This window comes from Pseudomonas fluorescens (genome assembly GCF_040448305.1).
GTDB lineage: Bacteria > Pseudomonadota > Gammaproteobacteria > Pseudomonadales > Pseudomonadaceae > Aquipseudomonas > Aquipseudomonas fluorescens_BH.
Window position 1 is genome coordinate 6,078,462 of the sequence record NZ_CP148752.1, and the last position, 17,615, is coordinate 6,096,076.

Below are 17,615 nucleotides of genomic sequence, written 5' to 3' on the forward strand. Positions count from 1 at the left end.
CTTGCTCGCGATGAGGCCCTGTCAGTCAACAGAGATCCCCGAGCGGTACTTGCAACTTCCCGTCCCCACCCGCATAAATTGCTGCATGAACCTGCCCATCCCCGCAGACAGTGCCCTGAGCGGCTTTCACCCTGCCGTCAGCGCCTGGTTCAGCCACACGTTCGCAGCGGTCACCGCCGCCCAGGCCCGGGCGTGGCCGTTGATCCGCCAGCGCCGCTCGACTTTGGTCGCCGCGCCCACCGGTTCCGGCAAGACCCTCACCGCCTTTCTCGCCGTCATCGACGACCTGGTGCACCGTGGCCTGGAAAGCCCCGAAGGCTTGCCCAACGCCACCCTGGTGGTCTACGTCTCGCCGCTCAAGGCGCTGTCCAACGACATCCAGATCAACCTGCAAACCCCGCTGGTCGGCATTACCGAGCAATTGCGCGTGATGGGCCTGCCGCAATTGCAGATCAGCACCGCCGTGCGCACCGGCGATACGCCGCAAAAAGACCGTTCGGCGATGCGCAAAACGGCGCCGCACATTCTGGTGACCACGCCGGAATCCCTGTATGTGCTGCTCGGCTCCGACTCCGGCCGGCAGATGCTCGGCACCGCACAAACGGTGATCGTCGACGAAATCCACGCCATGGCCGCCAGCAAGCGCGGCAGTCACCTGGCCCTGAGCCTTGAACGCCTGCAAGCACTCTGCCCGGAGCCGCTGCTGCGCATCGGTCTGTCTGCCACGCAAAAACCCATCGAAGCCGTCTCGCGCTTCCTGGTCGGTCACAACCGCCCGTGCGAGATCGTCGACATCGGCCACGCCCGTCCCCGCGACCTGGACATCGAAGTGCCGCCCGTGCCGCTATCGGCCGTGATGGCCAACGATGTCTGGGAACTGGTGTACGACCGTCTCGCCGCCCTCGCCCGGGAACACCGGACCACGCTGATTTTCGTCAACACCCGGCGCCTGGTCGAACGCCTGAGCCGGCACCTGAGCGAGCGCCTGGGCAAGGATGCCGTGGCGGCCCATCACGGCAGCCTGGCCAAGGAATTTCGCCTCGATGCCGAGCAGCGTCTCAAGCGCGGCGACCTGCAAGTGCTGATCGCCACGGCGTCGCTGGAACTGGGGATCGACATCGGCGACGTCGACCTGGTGTGCCAGATCGCCTCGCCGCGTTCGATTGCCGGCTTTCTGCAACGGGTCGGCCGTTCCGGGCATCAGGTCGGCGGCACGCCCAAGGGCCGTTTGTTCGCCACCACTCGCGACGACCTGATCGAATGCGCCGCGCTGCTCGACTGCGTGCGCCGGGGCGAACTCGATATCTTGTTGATACCGCAAGCGCCGCTGGACGTGCTGGCGCAGCAGATCATCGCCGAGGTCAGTTGTCAGGAGTGGCCGGAGCAAGCGCTGCTGGAAATGCTGCGCCGCGCCTCGCCCTACGCCGCACTCGACGACAAACACTATCAGGCGCTGCTGCACATGCTCGCAGAGGGTTACAACGGGCGTCAGGGTATCCGCAGCGCCTACCTGCATCGCGACGCCGTGAGCCGCACCCTGCGCGGCCGCCGGGGTGCGAAACTGACGGCGGTGACCAGTGGCGGGACCATTCCGGACAACGCCGACTACAGCGTGCTGCTGGAGCCTCAAGGGCTGAACATCGGCACCATCAACGAAGACTTCGCCGTGGAAAGCATTGCCGGGGATATCTTCCAGTTGGGCAACACGTCCTATCGGATCCTGCGGGTGGAAACCGGCAAGGTCCGGGTCGAGGATGCCCAGGGCCAACCGCCGACCATTCCGTTCTGGCTCGGTGAAGCACCGGGGCGCAGCGCCGAATTGTCCTCGGCGGTAGCGCGCTTGCAGGCACAACTCGACGACCTGCTGGGGGCTGCGCCAGGCAACTTGCAGCCAGCGCTCGACTGGCTGACCGAGACCCTGGGTTTGAACATCGCCAGCGCCGAACAACTGGTGGACTACCTGGCCCGCGCGCGGCAAACGCTGGGCGCCCTGCCATCCCAAGACACGCTGCTGATGGAGCGCTTTTTCGACGAGTCCGGCGGCACGCAACTGGTCATTCACACGCCGTTTGGCAGCCGTATCAACCGCGCCTGGGGCCTGGCCCTGCGCAAGCGTTTCTGTCGCACCTTCAACTTCGAATTGCAGGCCGCCGCCAGCGAAGACGCCATCGTGCTGTCGCTGTCCACCAGCCACAGTTTTGAACTGGACGACGTCTGGCGCTACCTGCACAGCAACAGTGCCGAACACATCCTGATCCAGGCCGTGCTCGACGCGCCGCTGTTCGGCGTGCGCTGGCGCTGGAATGCCGGCGTGGCCCTGGCGTTGCCGCGCTACAGCGGCGGGCGTAAAGTCCCGCCGCAGATCCAGCGGATGAAAAGCGAAGACCTGATCGCCAGTGTGTTTCCCGATCAGATCGCCTGCGTGGAAAACCTCGCCGGCGAACGGGAGATTCCCGACCATCCGCTGGTAGAGCAGACCCTCGACGATTGCCTGCACGACGCCATGGACAGCCAAGGCTGGCTGGACTTGTTGCGGCGCATGGAGCGCGGCGACATTCGCCTGATCAGCCGCGACTTGCCAGCGCCTTCGCCGCTGGCGGCGGAGATTCTCAGCGCCCGCCCCTACACCTTTCTCGACGATGCGCCGCTGGAGGAACGTAGAACCCAGGCAGTGCTCAATCGGCGCTGGAGCGACCCGCAATCCACCAACGATCTCGGTGCGCTGGACGCCGAGGCGATTGCCGCCGTGCGCGACGAAGCCTGGCCAGCGCCCTCCGCTGTCGATGAAATGCACGAGGCCTTGATGAGCCTGGCGTGCATCACCGATGCCGAGGCCGACGCCAATCCGCAGTGGCTCGACTGGCTCACGACCCTGACCGATAGCGGACGCGCGAGCCGTTTGCAGATCAACGCAGGGCAATCACTGTGGCTGGCACTGGAACGGCTGACTTGCCTGCGGGCGATTTATCCACAGGCCGAATTGACGCCGTCGCTGCAAGCGCTGCCGGACTTCGACGAGGTCTGGGAAGCCGACGACGCCATCCTCGAACTGATCCGCGCGCGGCTCAGCGCCTTCGGTCCGCTGGCGCTCGATCGCATTGCCGAACCGCTCGGCTTGCCCGCTGCACAGGTCAACCAGGCCCTGGCCCAACTGGAACGCGAAGGCTACGTGCTGCGCGGTCGCTTCACTCCGGGCACCGCCCAGGAAGAATGGTGCGAGCGGCATTTGCTGGCGCGGATTCATCGCTATACGGTCAAGCGCCTGCGCCGGGAAATCGAACCGGTGGCGTTGCAGGATTTCATGCGATTCCTGTTCGACTGGCAGCATGTGTCGAGCGCAAGTCAGGGTCAGGGCGCGGCGGTTTTGCCGGCCGTTATTGCGCAATTCGAAGGCTACCCCGCCGCCGCTTCAGCCTGGGACAGCGACATCCTGGCGGGACGGATCAAGGACTACTCAGCGACCTGGCTGGATGAGTTGTGTCGCAGTGGCAGACTGGCGTGGACGCGCCTGACTGCGCACAACAAAAGCGCCAGCACCGCGCTGCGCAGTACGCCGATTGTGTTGCTGCCGCGCAACCGGGTCGGCCTCTGGAGCGGCTTGACCGAACAGACGCCGGTCAGCGAACTGTCGCCGAAAACGCAAAAGGTCCACGCCGCCCTCAGCCAGCATGGCGCGCTGTTTTTCGACGAGCTGATCCATGAGGCCCACCTGCTGCGTTCGGAGCTGGAAATCGCCCTGCAGGAACTGGTGGGCGCAGGGCTGGTGAATGCCGACAGCTTCGCCGGATTGCGCGCACTGATCACCCCGGCCAGCAAGCGCCAGCCGCGCAACAGTCGGCGTGGACGCGGGGCATTCATCGGTGGCATGGACGACGCCGGGCGCTGGGCCCTGTTGCGACGCGCGCCTGCCGCGCCGGTGGAGCAAAACCAGCGGATGCCTGCCGAAACCCTTGAACACATCGCCATGACCTTGCTGCGCCGCTACGGTGTGGTGTTCTGGCGCCTGCTGGAACGTGAGGCGGACTGGTTGCCGAGCTGGCGTGAACTGCTGCGCACTTTCCATCGCCTGGAGGCACGCGGCGAGATTCGCGGCGGGCGGTTTGTCAGCGGACTGGCGGGCGAGCAATTCGCCCTGCCCGAGGCGATCCCCTTGTTGCGGGAAGTGCGGCGTCGGCCCCATGACGGCAGCCTGGTCGCAGTGTGCGGGGTCGATCCGCTGAACCTCGCCGGCACGCTATTGCCCGGTGCGAAAGTCCCGGCACTGGCGAGCAATCGGCTGGTGTATCGCGATGGTTTGCCGGTGGCTGCGGAGATTGCCGGCAAGCAGCAGTTCTGGTTGGAGCTGAATGAACAGGCGATGGCTGAAGTGCGCAGTAAGCTTATCCGGCATTAATGTCGTCTGAACCGGCCCCATCGCGAGCAAGCTCGCTCCCACAGGGGATTTTCTGTGAATACAAATTTTGGGCACAAAAGAGATCACTGTGGGAGCGAGCTTGCTCGCGATGGGGCCAGACCAGCCACTGAAAACCTCAAGTACAAAACTGACTATTGAGACCGCGGCCGATCCGGCATCAGCACCGCCGAATGGTCCGGCTCATGCCCTGCCTCGGGTGGTGGTTCGACCGGATGCCTCGGCACCAGCGCCTGCTGTGGATAAGTCTGCGCGAAGTTCACCCACGGGCAGTTATCCACAAGCTTTTTCAAACGCTGGTTGAAAGCCCGGCTCACCGCATATTGGCCACCGGACACCGTGCGGAATTGCGCGGTCAGCACCACACCGTTGAGGTCCATCCTGTCGACGCCAAAAACATCCAGCGGCCCTTGCAGGTTGTAGCGCAGGAACGGGTCGTTGCTGATGGAGTGCCCGGCCTCGCGGATCAGTTCGATGGCCTTGTCGACATCGGTGTCGTAGGTGAATTGCACCGAGAAAAACGCATAGGCGAATTGCCGCGATTGGTTGGTCACGGCCTTGATCTGCCCGAACGGCACCGAGTGCACGAAGCCCTTGCCGTCGCGCAGGCGCAAGGTGCGGATGGTCAGGCCTTCGACGGTACCGGCATGCCCTGAATCGAGCACCACCCAGTCACCGATGGACAAGGTGTCTTCTATGATGATGAACAGCCCGGTGATCACGTCCTGCACCAGTTGCTGGGAACCGAAACCGATCGCCAGGCCGATGACCCCGGCACCTGCCAGGAATGGCGCGACGTTGATCCCCAGGTTGGCCATGGTGGTGATCGCGCAAATCACCACCAGGATGATTTTGATCGCGTTGCGCAGCAGCGGCAGGATGGTTTTCACCCGCGTACTCGGCTGGCGCGCCGAGCGCTTGTTGGTCGGCGGTTTCAGGGCTTCCTGAATCGCCGTGTCGAGCACCACCCAGACCATCCAGGTCACCAGCAGGATCAAACCGATGTGGCCCAGGGAATCACTGATCGCCCGGCCCACGGCATTGCTCACCGCGAATTCGAACAGCGACACGCCCCAGACCCGTCCGAGGATATCGATGAACACGATGGCCATGGCGATGCGCAGCAAGGCATGGGACAGATTGAGAAAGCGCTCCTTGTAGGCGCTGCTGCGGCGCAGGTCCGCTTCGCTGCGCGCCTTGAACAAATGGTGCAGCGTGGTGCTGAGAAATACCGTGGCAATCAGCAACACCGTGGTGAACAAGGCGCTGCGCAGCACTCTCTGATTGTCCGCCCCGGCGCCGATCAGGTTGATGATCGAAACCAGTACCATCAACAGAATCGGCCAATACCAGAGCCCGGAAAATATCCGCAGGGTTTCACGCAGCGCCGGCTGCCTGAGGCGCTGGGCCAGCGGCAGGATGCGGATCACCTGGGCGACCGGGCGACGCATGCGGATCACCAGCAAGCCGAAGGACATCGACGCTGCCAACCCGGTGAATACGGCGATGCTGCTGGTGAGATTGTTGCCCAGTTGATGGGCGATCTGCGGGCTGGTCAGGGCGTCGCTCAATGCCACCAGAAAGCCGATAACGAACAAGGGCCGGGGACTCTTCACGCGGATGATCTGCACCGCCCGCCGCTTGTGCCCGGTATTGAACACCACCACCAGCGACAGCACCAATGACGCGGCAAATATCCCCGCGCTGGCGGCATAAGCCAGACACAGCGCCAGCGCCCGTCCCGCCGATATCGGCAAAAACTGACTGGCATAAATCGTCAACGGCAGACTGATCACCGCCGCAAGGGTGTAGGGCAGCACGTAGCCGAGCAACGCCTGGCCCCGCTCACGACTGAGCAGCAGACGATGCTCGCACAGTCGCCTGGCGGCCATCCGCCCAAGCAGCCACAGACAGGCAAACACCACCGCCCACACGCAGGTCAGCAGCAGGAAATCGCTGGCGACGCTCCAGGGCGAACGGGCCGATGGCTGATTGACCAACTGATCCACTTCATCGGCCGCGCGGTCGGCACGCAGGCGCCAGACGTCGACGAGGTTTTCGTTGAGATCGAGTTTGGTCTGGACCTCGTCGATGCTTGAACTGATGGCCCCCAATAACCCGCCTTGCACCAGCGGTTCGGGGTGGGCCGGCGGCGTCGCGGCAGTCGCGGTGGCGGGCAGCCCCGGTATCGCGGCGGCTTCCAGTTGCTCGCTGCCCACAAACAGCAACGCTCCCAGCAGAATCGCGGTCTTGAGCCTGATCAATGCACCCGCTCCTTTGGCTGTGTCGGTAAGGAACTGATCGAGAAATGCCGGGCAAGTTCGGATATAGCTCCCTCGCCACAGACTAACACCCGCGCTCGCGATCTTTGCGCCCAAGGCAAATATCAAATGTCCATCCCTGTATTTTTCTGAACGAGCCAAATCCCGACACTGCGCTCCATCGAATCAATCTCCGGAGTTGCAGCCATGCCCATTGCCCTGCTCGCGCTGACCCTCAGCGCCTTTGCCATCGGGACGACCGAGTTCGTCATCGTTGGCCTGTTACCCACCATTGGCGCCGACCTCGGCGTCAGTCTGCCGTCCGCTGGCCTGCTGGTCAGTCTGTATGCCCTTGGCGTTGCCGTCGGCGCCCCGGTGCTGACCGCCCTCACCGGCAAGGTTCCGCGCAAATTGCTGCTGTTGTCGCTGATGGTGCTGTTCACCCTCGGCAATCTGCTGGCGTGGCAAGCACCAAGTTACGAGTCATTGATCCTCGCACGGATCGTCACCGGCCTGGCCCACGGGGTGTTTTTCTCGATCGGCTCAACTATCGCCACCAGTCTAGTGCCGAAGGAAAAAGCCGCCAGCGCGATTGCCATCATGTTCACCGGCCTGACCGTGGCGTTGGTCACCGGCGTGCCGCTGGGGACATTCATCGGCCAGCATTTCGGCTGGCGTGAAACCTTCCTCGCCGTTTCCGTACTGGGCGTGATCGCCTTCATCGGCAGCCTGCTCTACGTGCCGAAAAATATCGCCCACAGCAAACCCGCCTCGTTGTTGCAGCAACTGCAGGTGCTCAAACAACCGCGCCTGTTGCTGGTGTATGCCATGACGGCCGTCGGCTACGGTGGCTCGTTCATTGCCTTCACCTTCCTCGCACCGATTCTTCAGGACCTCTCCGGCTTCAGCGCCAGCACCGTCAGCCTGGTGTTGCTGGTCTACGGCATCTCCGTGGCCGTCGGCAACATATGGGGCGGCAAACTGGCGGACAAGCGCGGCCCGATCAGCGCCCTGAAAATCATCTTTGCCCTGCTCGCCGCCGTGTTGTTCGTGCTGACTTTCACCGCCGGCAATCCTTGGCTCGCGCTGGCCACCGTGCTGGTCTGGGGCGCTGTGGCATTCGGCAACGTGCCGGGATTGCAGGTGTATGTGGTGCGTCAGGCGGAGCATCACACCCCGCAGGCGGTGGACGTGGCGTCCGGCCTGAACATCGCGGCGTTCAACCTCGGCATTGCCGGTGGCGCGTGGGGTGGTGGCCTGATCGTCGCCCACATGGGGTTGATTCACACCGCGTGGATCGGTGGTCTGGTGGTGTTGGTGGCGCTGGCATTGACCGCTTGGAGTGGACGTCTTGATCGCCTCGGCCCGGTCTATGCCGAACCGGCTGAGGGCTCTGCCCGCGTTGTAACAAGTCACTGATAAACCCTGTGGGAGCGAGCCTGCTCGCGATGACGGTGGTCCATTCAATATGGATGTGACTGATAAGCCGCCTTCGCGAGCAGGCTCGCTCCCACAATTGTTCGGTGGTGTTCTGCAGAAAATGTACCGTCCGTAGCCCCATCGAAACTTTCGCCACCGCTCCAGGGTCATCCAAAGACAGGAGCCGTCAGGCGGGAGACGACATGACAGCGAATCACACCGATATTCCCGCACACTCAAACGCAACCGAAATGCGGGTACAGGGTTCGTCCGTCACTTGTCGTTTCACGGTGCTGACGGTCAACACCCATAAAGGTTTCACCGCGCTCAACCGGCGCTTCATCCTGCCGGAACTGCGTGAAGCGGTGCGCAGTGTGTCTGCCGATGTGGTGTTTTTGCAGGAAGTCCACGGCACCCACGAACAGCATCCCAGGCGCTACACCAACTGGCCGGCGATGCCGCAATACGAATTCCTCGCCGACAGCCTGTGGCCGCAGTTCGCCTATGGCCGCAATGCGGTGTATCCGGCGGGCGATCACGGTAATGCGCTGTTGTCGAAGTTCCAGATCATCCGCCACGACAACCTCGACGTGTCCATCAGCGGCCACGAGAACCGCGGAATTCTGCATTGCGTGTTGCGCTTGCCCGATGATGGCCAGGAAGTGCATGCGATCTGCGTGCACCTGGGGCTGCGCGAAACCCACCGCACAGCGCAACTGAAGTTGCTCGCCCAACGCCTGGACGCCCTGCCCGACGACGCCCCGGTGATTGTCGCCGGGGACTTCAACGATTGGCGCCAGCGCGCCGATGCATTGCTCACGCCCAGCGGTTTGCGCGAAGTCTTCGCCGCGCACCATGGCAAACCGGCGCGCAGTTTCCCCGCGCGCTTGCCGGCTTTGCGCCTGGACCGCATCTACGTACGCAACCTCAAGGCCAGCCATCCGCAAGTGCTGACCTCCCGGCCCTGGTCACACCTTTCCGACCACGTCCCGCTGTCGGTGGAGATCGAGCTATGAGCAGCCACTCGATGGAAAAAACCACGCTGGAACACATCCCCGCTCCGCCCTCCCGCGAGCCGACTGCGGTCGATGTCGAATACGGCTGGCAAGGCAGCAATCGGGTCGAGTTGCTGGAAAACGGCGAGGCGTACTTTCCCCGGGTGTTTGAAGCCCTGCGCCGGGCGCAAAGTGAAATCCTGCTGGAAACCTTCATTCTGTTCGAGGACAAGGTCGGCAACGAGCTGCAACAGATCCTGATCGAAGCCGCTCAACGCGGCGTGCGTACCACCGTCAGCCTCGACGGCTTTGGCTGCGGCGAACTGAGTACCGGGTTCCTCACCGCCCTGACCGCCGCCGGCGTGCACCTGCAAATATTCGACCCGGCTCCGAAACGCCTGGGCATCCGCACCAACTGGTTCCGGCGCCTGCACCGCAAGATTGTGGTGGTGGATGGCACCGTGGCGTTCGTCGGCGGGATCAACTTTTCCGCCGATCATCTGGCCGACTTCGGCCCCGAGGCCAAACAGGATTATTCCGTAGAAGTTCAGGGTCCGGCCGTTGCCGATATCCATCACTTTGCCCTGCTGCAATGCGGTCGCCCGGCGCACGCCAAATACTGGTGGCGCCGCCGCTGGCAGCGACGTTCGGAACTGGCCTTCAGCGATCACGATGGCCAGGTGCGGCTGGTGTACCGCGACAACGGGGAACACCAGACCGACATCGAGGAGGTTTACCGCCAGGTATTGCGCCAGGCGCAGCGCCGGGTGGTGATCGCCAACGCCTACTTCTTTCCCGGTTTCCGTTTGCTGCGCGAGATCCGTAACGCGGCCCGCCGAGGCGTGGATGTGCGGCTGATCCTGCAGGGCCAGCCAGACATGCGGGTGGCCAGGCTCGCGGCGCGCATGACCTATGACTACCTGCTCAAATCCGGGGTGAAGATCTACGAATATTGCGACCGCCCGCTGCACGGTAAGGTCGCGCTGGTGGATGAGGACTGGAGCACCGTTGGCTCGAGCAACCTCGACCCGTTGAGCCTGTCGATGAATCTGGAAGCCAACGTGCTGATCCGCGACCGAGGCTTCAATCGTCATCTGTTCGATCGCCTGGAAGACCTCAGCGACAACCATTGCAAGGTCATGTCTCCCGACATCGCGCCACGCGGACGTGTCTGGCACATGACCATAGGTTTTCTGGTGTTTCACTTCCTGCGGCATTTCCCGGCGTGGGCCGGTTGGTTGCCAGCGCATAAACCTCGCCTGAAACCCTTCCCCCCTCCGACCGGGAGCGCTGACCATGAACCGCGCTGAGCCCGACACGGCAACTCACGCCAAAAGCCCCGGCAAGTCGCACTGGAGCCGCTGGAAACGACCGCTGACGATGCTGTTTTTCCTGATGCTGATCGTGCTGTTCACGATGCTCGCCCAGCGCCTCGAATGGAGCGAAGTGTTCGATAACCTGGCAGATTTCAAGGTGCGCACACTGATCATTGCGTCGGGGCTGACCCTGGTGAGTTTTCTGGTGTACGCCTGCTTCGACCTGATCGGCCGCACCTACATCCGCCAGAACCTGACCTGGAAGCAGATTCTGCCCGTGGGCGTCATCAGCTACGCCTTCAACCTGAACCTGAGCGCCTGGGTCGGTGGCATCGCCATGCGATACCGGTTGTATTCGCGGCTAGGGGTCAGCAAGAGCAACATCGCGAAAATCCTCGGCCTGAGCCTGGCCACCAACTGGTTTGGTTACATGGTCATTGCCGGCGCCGTGTTCAGCAGCGGGCTGGTGCGCATGCCACCGGGCTGGAAGCTCAGCAGTAGCGCGCTGCAAGGCGTGGGGATTTTGCTATTGCTGCTGAGCGCCGGATACCTGGTGGCGTGCCGGTTTGCCAAACGACGGGAGTGGGTGATTCGTGGTGTGGAGATTGACCTGCCGTCGCCGCGCATGGCCGTGCTGCAACTGGCCCTCGGTGCCCTGAACTGGTCGCTGATGGCAGCGGTGATCTTCACCTTGCTGCCGAACAAACTGGACTATCCACTGGTGCTGGGCGTGCTGTTGATCAGCGCCATCGCCGGGGTCATCACTCACATCCCGGCCGGGCTCGGCGTGCTGGAAGCCGTGTTCGTGGCGCTGCTGCAACACGAGGCTTCGCGGGGCAGCCTGGTGGCGGGACTGCTGGCCTATCGAGCGATTTATTTCATCCTGCCGTTGTTGATTGCCCTGGTGATGTATTTGCTGGTGGAAGCCAAGGCCAAGGCGTTGCGGGTCGAGAGAAAACCGAAGTGATGGGGTGGTTGTGACGACGCCATCGCGAGCAGGCTCGCTCCCACATTGGATCTCAAGTGTTCCACAAAAACTGTATTCACCACCGAACTACTGTGGGAGCGAGCCTGCTCGCGATTGGTCGCAAGACCACCGCAAATCTCAGGACGATTGAATAATGCTCAACCGCTCCCCCACCACCATCTCGGTAATCCAGCCAACGAGGATCGAGGTGTAGGCCTGCTGCGAAACCGGGTCGCTCAGCGCGTGGTCGGCGCCATCGATGATGCGATGGGTCAGCGAGTGAGTCTGCTGGCACGCCGCGCGGTAACTCATGATTGTCGAATGGGGCACGTAGTCGTCGGTCTCCGACTGCACCAGCAGGACATCCCCGGTGAATTGCGAGCAGGCATGCAAGGCACGATTGCTGTCGGCACGCACCAGGGTGCTTCGGTAATCACGCAGATCCAGCTTGTCCAGGTCGCGTTTCGGCGCGAGCCATTGCTCGTCGCGATACAGCGCCGGCACCCGCAGCGCCAGCCAGCGCACCGGTCTGAGCGAGGTCAGGATCGAGGCCAGATAACCCCCGTAACTGGTGCCGACCACGGCAATCGCCGAGGTATCGAGGGCCGGGTGCGCGAGCAAGCGGTCATAGGCCGCCAGCAGGTCACGCAAATTGTCTTCCCGGGTCACCCGGGTCAATGGGATGCCGGTGCCACCAGTGTGCCCGCGCAGGTCGAAGGTCAGGCATACACAACCCAACCCGGCGATGCCTTTGGCGCGTTCCAGATCCCGCTCCTGGCTGCCGCCCCAACCGTGCACGAAGAGCACGCCGGGGACTTTCGATTTGGGGCTCAGGAAGGTCCCGCTCATCTGTTCGTCGTCGATGTCGATCTGAATGGATTCGCTTCTAGCCGTCATAGGATTTAACCGTCACGTACTTGAGGAGAAAGTCACTGGACTGCGCCGGCCCGCGGTACACCTCGATGGCGTCCGCCGGCAGCGGCTGATCGATGTAGGTTTCCACCGAAGACACACGAATCGCGCACATCCCCGGATCGTTGACGAAACTCTGCAACGCCGCCACTTCGGCGCTGCTGGCTCCGCCCATGCGCCAGGACTGTTCGAGCACACCGCTGCGTGGCCGGCCGTCGCTGCCGACGCCCTGGGCGATGTCGTAGTTGCGCCGCGAGGCATAGAAACCTGGGTAGGCTTCATCCGCCGCGCTGTCGAACACCTGTGCCTGGTGGATCGCCAGGCGCACGTCTTCCGGCAGATCCAGTTTCAACAATTCGTCATAGCCGCCTGGCACCACCAGCAGGTTGGATCCGCCATACACCTGTTCACCCTGAGCGTCCTCGGTCAAATATTGATCACCGCAGTAACTGAGTACCTTGCCGCCGATACGACTCTGGCCGACGCTGTGGGTGATCACCTGGTCCAGGTCCTGTTCGAGCACCACGCCTTCGGTGAACATCGCCTCAGCCTCGGGTTGGGCAAGCAGCTCATCGAACTCGTCGAGGCTCTTGATCACCTCCTGTCCACGTCCGGCACAGGCATGAATCGGCTTCAGGCGGATCGGCCCGGTGTACAACAGATGCTCCGCCGCCGGGCGCGCATCCTTCAGGGAGAACACGCTGAGACCGTCGAGCACCACGCTGCGCACCCGCTCAGAAAACAACGGAGCCCAGCCTGGCGGCGCATGGGCGTGACGGTTGAGCAATCCGTGACTGATGGCTTTGGTGCAGATGAAGTCGTGGTCGACATAACCACCCCACAAATCCTCCGGCCCCTTGACCCCCAGTTGCCGGGCAGCCGCAGCGCCCACCAGGGTCTGGGTCGGCAACAGGTAGAGGTCCCGCCCGGCATGCAGCTGCGGGTCGTAGCTGCCGCCGTACTTGAGCCCCAGTATCTGCGCCAGCCAGCGGGCCAGTGCACGGTTGGTTTCAACTTCGTGCTCTGGCGCATCGGCGAGCACCGAATGGGCGACCACCAGTTTCCTGCTGTTTGCTGGGGTCATGCATCCCCCTTCAATCGAGGCTTGATGAATGTAGCTGAAGGGGTGCAGAGATCAGGCCAAGGCCTGTTGTGGAAAAAGGGGTTTTAAATCAGCCCATTGCGTGGAAAATGATGGCATTGGGCCTGTTTTATTCTGCACGACGCCCTTTGATATTCCGGCATTTTGCACGACTCCCTGCGGGAGCGAGCCTGCTCGCGATGAGGCCAGCATCATCAACATTGATGTCGCCTGACACACTGCTATCGCGAGCAGGCTCGCTCCTACACTGGATTTTCGGTGTTCCACTTACCGTGCCGCAGCCCCCGGCGTCACCCCAAACCGCGTCCGATAATCACTCGGCGCCAGCCCGGTGATTTTCCTGAACGTCGCACGAAACGCCCCGGGGTCCTGATAACCCACGGTCCAGGCGATGTGGTCAATGGTGCCGTTGGTGAACTCAAGCATTTCCCGGGCCTTGCCGACTCGCAGATGCTGGCAGTATTCCGTGGGTTTGAGCCCGGTGGCCCCGCGGAAACGGCGCAGGAAGGTGCGTTCTTCCAGCCCTGCCTTTTCGGCCATCGCCGCCAGCGACACATCGGTCGCCCCGGTGCTTTGCAACCAGTGTTGCACCTTGAGGATCGCCGCATCGCCGTGGCTGAGGATCGGCGCAAAATTGCTGCCGCACTCACTGGCGCTGTCGCTGTGTTCCACCACCAGAAAACGCGCGGTGTTGGTGGCGATGCTTGGCCCCAGCAGCCGGTTGACCAGGCGCAGACCCAGTTCCGACCAAGCCATCAGCCCGGCGGTGGTAATCAGGTCGCCGTCATCGACAATAGGCGTATCGGCCTTGAGCCGGATCGCCGGATAACGTTCGGCAAAGGCTTTGGCCGAGGTCCAGTGGGTGGTGGCGCTGCGACCGTCGAGCAGACCACTTTCGGCCAACAGGATAGAACCCACGCAAACCCCGCCCAGTGTCGCGCCGTTGGCATGTTGCTCACGCAACCAGCGGATCAATCCCTGTGGCGCCTGGCCCTCGGAAAAACCGCCGATTGACGGCGGAATCAACACGGCCACCAGGGCGCGCTCCGGTCCGGAATGACTATCGAAGACCCGAACCGGCGGCTGATCGCCTTCGACCTGCCAATGGCTGACCCGCAACAGCGGCAACTGCGCAGACTGATGCTCGGCGGCAATCCGGTTGGCCACCCCGAACAAGTCCGTCAGCCCATGCACCGCCGCCATCTGCGCGCCGGGATAGATCAGCACGCCCAGTTCAGCGATTGCCCTTTCTGCGTCCATTGTCAGTTTTCCCCCTTCTATTGTCGGTGCGGCCAATCCTCGGATCGCCTGCCAGAGCCAATACTTCATTCCACACCAACACACACTTCGAGGAATCAGTCATGGCCAAGCAAGCGCTCATCGTAGTCGATATCCAGAACGACTACTTCCCCCAAGGCAAGTGGCCGCTGGTCGGTGCCGACGCCGCCGCCGACAACGCCGTCCGCCTGATCAAGGCCTTCCGCGACGCGGGGGATTCGGTGGTGCACATCCGCCACGAATTCACTTCCGAAGAGGCGCCGTTTTTCACTCCGAACTCTGAAGGCGCGAAGTTGCACCCGAAAGTGCTCAACCGTGCGGACGAACCGGTGGTGCTCAAGCACTTCGTCAACTCGTTCCGCGAAACCGAGCTGAAATCGATCCTCGACGAGCAAGGCATCAAGGAACTGGTGGTCGTGGGCAGCATGAGCCACATGTGCGTCGACGGCATCACCCGTGCGGCGGCGGATTTTGGCTATACGGTCACCGTCATCCATGATGCCTGCGCGACCCGTGACCTGGAGTTCAATGGCGTGACGGTCCCGGCGGCGCAGGTTCATGCAGCGTTCATGGCGGCCTTGGCGTTTGCCTATGCCAGCGTGGTGTCGACCAACGAGTTCCTGATAGGAAGCCAGAAGGTGTAAACCTTATTCAGGACGAGACAGCAAAAATGAAAAAGCCCATGGCCTCACATGCCATGGGCTTTTATTGCCAGTGAGTCTGGACGATCTGCATCGAACGCAATACCGCCAGAACCCTGGAAAGTCATGCCAAAGCCAACAATCACTCCACTCCCAACGCCTACGCGGGGGATGTTGCTTTCACCCATGCCACTTTCTGGATAACTCACTGGAAGCCTGAACAATGAACAGCATGAATATCAGCACTGACAGCCTGTCGAAAAAAACATCCCTCGGACTCACCACCATGGCGATCGGGACCTACGGCATTTACTTTGCCCTCGCCGTTATCTACTTCTGGTTCGGCGGAATGAAATTTACCCACTATGAAGCGGAGGGACTGGTGCCACTGGTGAGCAACAGCCCCTTCCTGGGATGGGTCTATGACCTTTTCAGTGTCGATCTGTTTTCCAGTTTGCTCGGTGTCCTGGAGGTTTCCATCGGCGTACTGATTGCAGGCCGCCTGCTGTCACCAAAGCTTTCCTTGATCGGAGGTGCCTTATCGGCCGGGTTATTTTTCACCACCTTGAGCTTTATGTTCTCGACACCCGGCGTGATTGAGCCCGGCCTTGGTTTCCCGGCCATTACGGTCGCGCCAGGCCAGTTCCTGCTCAAGGACATCGGCTTGCTTGCCGCCTCCCTGTTCGTGGCGGGCCATTCGCTGACCAGACTGGAAACCCCTTGAGCTGACAACCTCATCCGCCGATGGCCTGAATCAGCTCGATGCATTCAGGTCATCGCCATCCTCAGCAAGTACGCCGCCCTCAGCGGCCAAGGATTTCATCCAGTCCCGTGGACTGCAGCCGGTCTTGCGGCGAAACGCCCGGGCAAGCGCCGACGGACTTTCATAGCCCACCTCATCGGCGATCAGCGTAATCGGCCGCCCCTCCCGCAGGCGCTTCTGCGCCAGACTGATGCGCCAGCTCAGAAGATAATCCAACGGTGTTTGTCCCAGGACCGCGCGGAAATGCACCGCATAAGCGGCGCGGGACATGTTCGACTCATTCGCCAGTTCGGCCACAGACCAGGCCCGCTGAGGTTGGTTATGCATCTGTATCAGCGAGCGCGACAGCCGCACATCGGCCAACCCGGCCATCATTCCAGTGCTCAACTGCTGGTGGTCGAGCAAATGCCGGAACAGCAGGATGATCAACAGTTCGAACAAACGATCAAGCACCGCCTCCCTGCCACAATGCCCGGCGCCAGCTTCACCGAACAGCCATCTCAGGGTGTCGGCCAGCAACGACAGCTCATCCAGGGACAAAACCATAAGATCGGGGAGCGAAGCAGATATCGGATTACTGGCGCCACCATCGAACAGCATCGACGCACATAACAGCTGGGCACCTTCAGGGTCACTGGCGATGAGCTGATGTCGGCTGGGGCGCGGCAGGAAAATCAGGCTGGGGCGAGTGAGCAACAACTCACTCCTTCCGGGGCCTTTCAAGGTGACAGAGCCGGCCTGCAACAGGTGAATATGACCGCGCTGGTCGGTGCCATCGTAGGACGCCACGCCGCAAAGCATGCCGCTGTAAAACAAGTTCGCGCGCACACCGAACTGTGACAACAACGTAGACAGGCGATCCATAGGGCAACTCTGCACAAGGTCTGGACCCATAGCAGAGTATCACTGCGCGCTGACGGCTGGACGGTCCTCGATCCCGGCGAGGAATGCCCTGGTAAAAATGCAAAAAGCCCGGCATCCATAGGGAGGCCGGGCTTTTTCAGGTTCTATTCTTTGGTGAAAGAATCAGAACGGGATATCGTCATCAAAGCTGTCGAAATCCGGAGCCGGCTGAGGAGCCGCCTGCTGTGGAGCCGGGCGCGACTGTTGCGGCGCCGACTGCTGTGGACGCGGAGCCTGCTGGCGTGGCGCAGATTGCTGGTAGTTGTTACCACCGCCCTGGCCCTGCTGGTCGCCCTGTGGACGGCCGCCCAGCAGTTGCATGGTGCCTTGCATGTCGACCACGATTTCGGTGGTGTAACGCTTGATACCGTCTTTTTCCCACTCACGGGTCTGCAGCTTGCCTTCGATGTAGACCTGCGAACCTTTACGCAGGTATTCGCCAGCGATTTCTGCAACCTTGCCGAACATCGACACACGGTGCCATTCGGTCTTTTCGACTTTCTGACCGGTTTGCTTGTCGGTCCACTGTTCGCTGGTCGCCAGACTCAGGTTGGTCACGGCGTTACCGTTAGGCAAGTAGCGAACTTCGGGATCCTGGCCGCAAGTGCCGACCAATATGACTTTGTTAACCCCACGGGCCATAACGT

At 62.1% G+C, this 17,615-nt stretch carries 14 protein-coding genes; 7 read left to right on the forward strand and 7 right to left on the reverse strand.

Going from position 1 to position 17,615, the window contains the following annotated elements:
* Positions 1-85 precede the first annotated feature (85 nt).
* Positions 86-4,393, forward strand: a complete 4,308-nt coding sequence (locus tag WHX55_RS27730) for a DEAD/DEAH box helicase (protein WP_353741659.1) — start codon at positions 86-88, stop codon at positions 4,391-4,393.
* 152 nt (positions 4,394-4,545) lie between these two features.
* Here the strand turns inward: WHX55_RS27730 and WHX55_RS27735 are convergent, their stop codons facing one another.
* Positions 4,546-6,675, reverse strand: a complete 2,130-nt coding sequence (locus WHX55_RS27735) for a mechanosensitive ion channel family protein (protein WP_353741660.1) — start codon at positions 6,673-6,675, stop codon at positions 4,546-4,548.
* Positions 6,676-6,879: 204 nt separating this feature from the next.
* Here WHX55_RS27735 and WHX55_RS27740 point away from each other — a divergent pair, with 204 nt between their 5' ends.
* From WHX55_RS27740 to WHX55_RS27755, 4 genes are all read left to right on the forward strand, one after another.
* Positions 6,880-8,091 (forward strand): MFS transporter, encoded by a 1,212-nt coding sequence (locus WHX55_RS27740; protein WP_150757823.1) that lies wholly within the window; start codon positions 6,880-6,882, stop codon positions 8,089-8,091.
* Between the two features lie 251 nt (positions 8,092-8,342).
* Positions 8,343-9,107, forward strand: a complete 765-nt coding sequence (locus WHX55_RS27745; protein ID WP_224789068.1) for an endonuclease/exonuclease/phosphatase family protein — start codon at positions 8,343-8,345, stop codon at positions 9,105-9,107.
* Positions 9,104-10,396 (forward strand): cardiolipin synthase ClsB, encoded by a 1,293-nt coding sequence (gene clsB, locus WHX55_RS27750; RefSeq protein WP_150726879.1) that lies wholly within the window; start codon positions 9,104-9,106, stop codon positions 10,394-10,396. The genes WHX55_RS27745 and clsB overlap by 4 nt, the downstream gene beginning before the upstream one ends.
* Positions 10,383-11,369 (forward strand): lysylphosphatidylglycerol synthase domain-containing protein, encoded by a 987-nt coding sequence (locus WHX55_RS27755; protein ID WP_151214214.1) that lies wholly within the window; start codon positions 10,383-10,385, stop codon positions 11,367-11,369. Before clsB ends, WHX55_RS27755 begins: the two co-directional genes overlap by 14 nt.
* Positions 11,370-11,507: 138 nt before the next feature.
* On the opposite strand, the gene WHX55_RS27760 is transcribed toward WHX55_RS27755, so the two are convergent.
* The 4 genes from WHX55_RS27760 to WHX55_RS27775 all read right to left on the reverse strand — a co-directional run bounded on the left by WHX55_RS27760 (position 11,508) and on the right by WHX55_RS27775 (position 14,643).
* The gene (locus WHX55_RS27760; RefSeq protein ID WP_150755408.1) at positions 11,508-12,266 is read right to left on the reverse strand and encodes an alpha/beta fold hydrolase; all 759 of its coding nucleotides are present in this window, start codon (positions 12,264-12,266) and stop codon (positions 11,508-11,510) included.
* Positions 12,256-13,365, reverse strand: a complete 1,110-nt coding sequence (locus tag WHX55_RS27765) for a DUF3182 family protein (RefSeq protein WP_150755409.1) — start codon at positions 13,363-13,365, stop codon at positions 12,256-12,258. The genes WHX55_RS27760 and WHX55_RS27765 overlap by 11 nt, the downstream gene beginning before the upstream one ends.
* 51 nt (positions 13,366-13,416) lie before the next feature.
* A complete protein-coding gene (locus WHX55_RS27770) occupies positions 13,417-13,584 on the reverse strand; it encodes a hypothetical protein (protein ID WP_353741661.1) in 168 nt (55 codons plus the stop codon).
* A 66-nt stretch (positions 13,585-13,650) separates the two neighbouring features.
* A complete protein-coding gene (locus WHX55_RS27775) occupies positions 13,651-14,643 on the reverse strand; it encodes a GlxA family transcriptional regulator (protein ID WP_150757827.1) in 993 nt (330 codons plus the stop codon).
* A gap of 101 nt (positions 14,644-14,744) precedes the next feature.
* On the opposite strand from WHX55_RS27775, the gene WHX55_RS27780 reads away from it, so the two are divergent.
* Positions 14,745-15,305: a cysteine hydrolase family protein gene (locus tag WHX55_RS27780; protein ID WP_150726874.1), complete on the forward strand. Its 561-nt coding sequence runs from the start codon at positions 14,745-14,747 to the stop codon at positions 15,303-15,305.
* A gap of 220 nt (positions 15,306-15,525) precedes the next feature.
* Complete coding sequence (locus WHX55_RS27785) at positions 15,526-16,026, forward strand: DUF417 family protein (protein ID WP_150726873.1); 501 nt, start codon at positions 15,526-15,528, stop codon at positions 16,024-16,026.
* 30 nt (positions 16,027-16,056) lie between these two features.
* Here WHX55_RS27785 and WHX55_RS27790 read toward each other — a convergent pair whose 3' ends face one another.
* Both WHX55_RS27790 and WHX55_RS27795 read right to left on the reverse strand, forming a co-directional pair.
* Positions 16,057-16,929 (reverse strand): AraC family transcriptional regulator, encoded by an 873-nt coding sequence (locus WHX55_RS27790; protein ID WP_353741662.1) that lies wholly within the window; start codon positions 16,927-16,929, stop codon positions 16,057-16,059.
* Positions 16,930-17,091: 162 nt separating this feature from the next.
* Positions 17,092-17,610, reverse strand: a complete 519-nt coding sequence (locus WHX55_RS27795; protein ID WP_007984430.1) for a single-stranded DNA-binding protein — start codon at positions 17,608-17,610, stop codon at positions 17,092-17,094.
* Between the last annotated feature and the right edge of the window lie 5 nt (positions 17,611-17,615).

Bases quoted from the DNA above. Each gene is read 5' to 3' on its own strand.
- WHX55_RS27730 (WP_353741659.1), top strand. From the start codon at position 86: ATGAACCTGCCCATCCCCGCAGACAGTGCCCTGAGCGGCTTTCACCCT.
- WHX55_RS27740 (WP_150757823.1), top strand. From the start codon at position 6,880: ATGCCCATTGCCCTGCTCGCGCTGACCCTCAGCGCCTTTGCCATCGGG.
- WHX55_RS27745 (WP_224789068.1), top strand. From the start codon at position 8,343: ATGCGGGTACAGGGTTCGTCCGTCACTTGTCGTTTCACGGTGCTGACG.
- clsB (WP_150726879.1), top strand. From the start codon at position 9,104: ATGAGCAGCCACTCGATGGAAAAAACCACGCTGGAACACATCCCCGCT.
- WHX55_RS27755 (WP_151214214.1), top strand. From the start codon at position 10,383: ATGAACCGCGCTGAGCCCGACACGGCAACTCACGCCAAAAGCCCCGGC.
- WHX55_RS27760 (WP_150755408.1), bottom strand. From the start codon at position 12,266: ATGACGGCTAGAAGCGAATCCATTCAGATCGACATCGACGACGAACAG.
- WHX55_RS27765 (WP_150755409.1), bottom strand. From the start codon at position 13,365: ATGACCCCAGCAAACAGCAGGAAACTGGTGGTCGCCCATTCGGTGCTC.
- WHX55_RS27770 (WP_353741661.1), bottom strand. From the start codon at position 13,584: ATGTTGATGATGCTGGCCTCATCGCGAGCAGGCTCGCTCCCGCAGGGA.
- WHX55_RS27775 (WP_150757827.1), bottom strand. From the start codon at position 14,643: ATGGACGCAGAAAGGGCAATCGCTGAACTGGGCGTGCTGATCTATCCC.
- WHX55_RS27780 (WP_150726874.1), top strand. From the start codon at position 14,745: ATGGCCAAGCAAGCGCTCATCGTAGTCGATATCCAGAACGACTACTTC.
- WHX55_RS27785 (WP_150726873.1), top strand. From the start codon at position 15,526: ATGAACAGCATGAATATCAGCACTGACAGCCTGTCGAAAAAAACATCC.
- WHX55_RS27790 (WP_353741662.1), bottom strand. From the start codon at position 16,929: ATGGATCGCCTGTCTACGTTGTTGTCACAGTTCGGTGTGCGCGCGAAC.
- WHX55_RS27795 (WP_007984430.1), bottom strand. From the start codon at position 17,610: ATGGCCCGTGGGGTTAACAAAGTCATATTGGTCGGCACTTGCGGCCAG.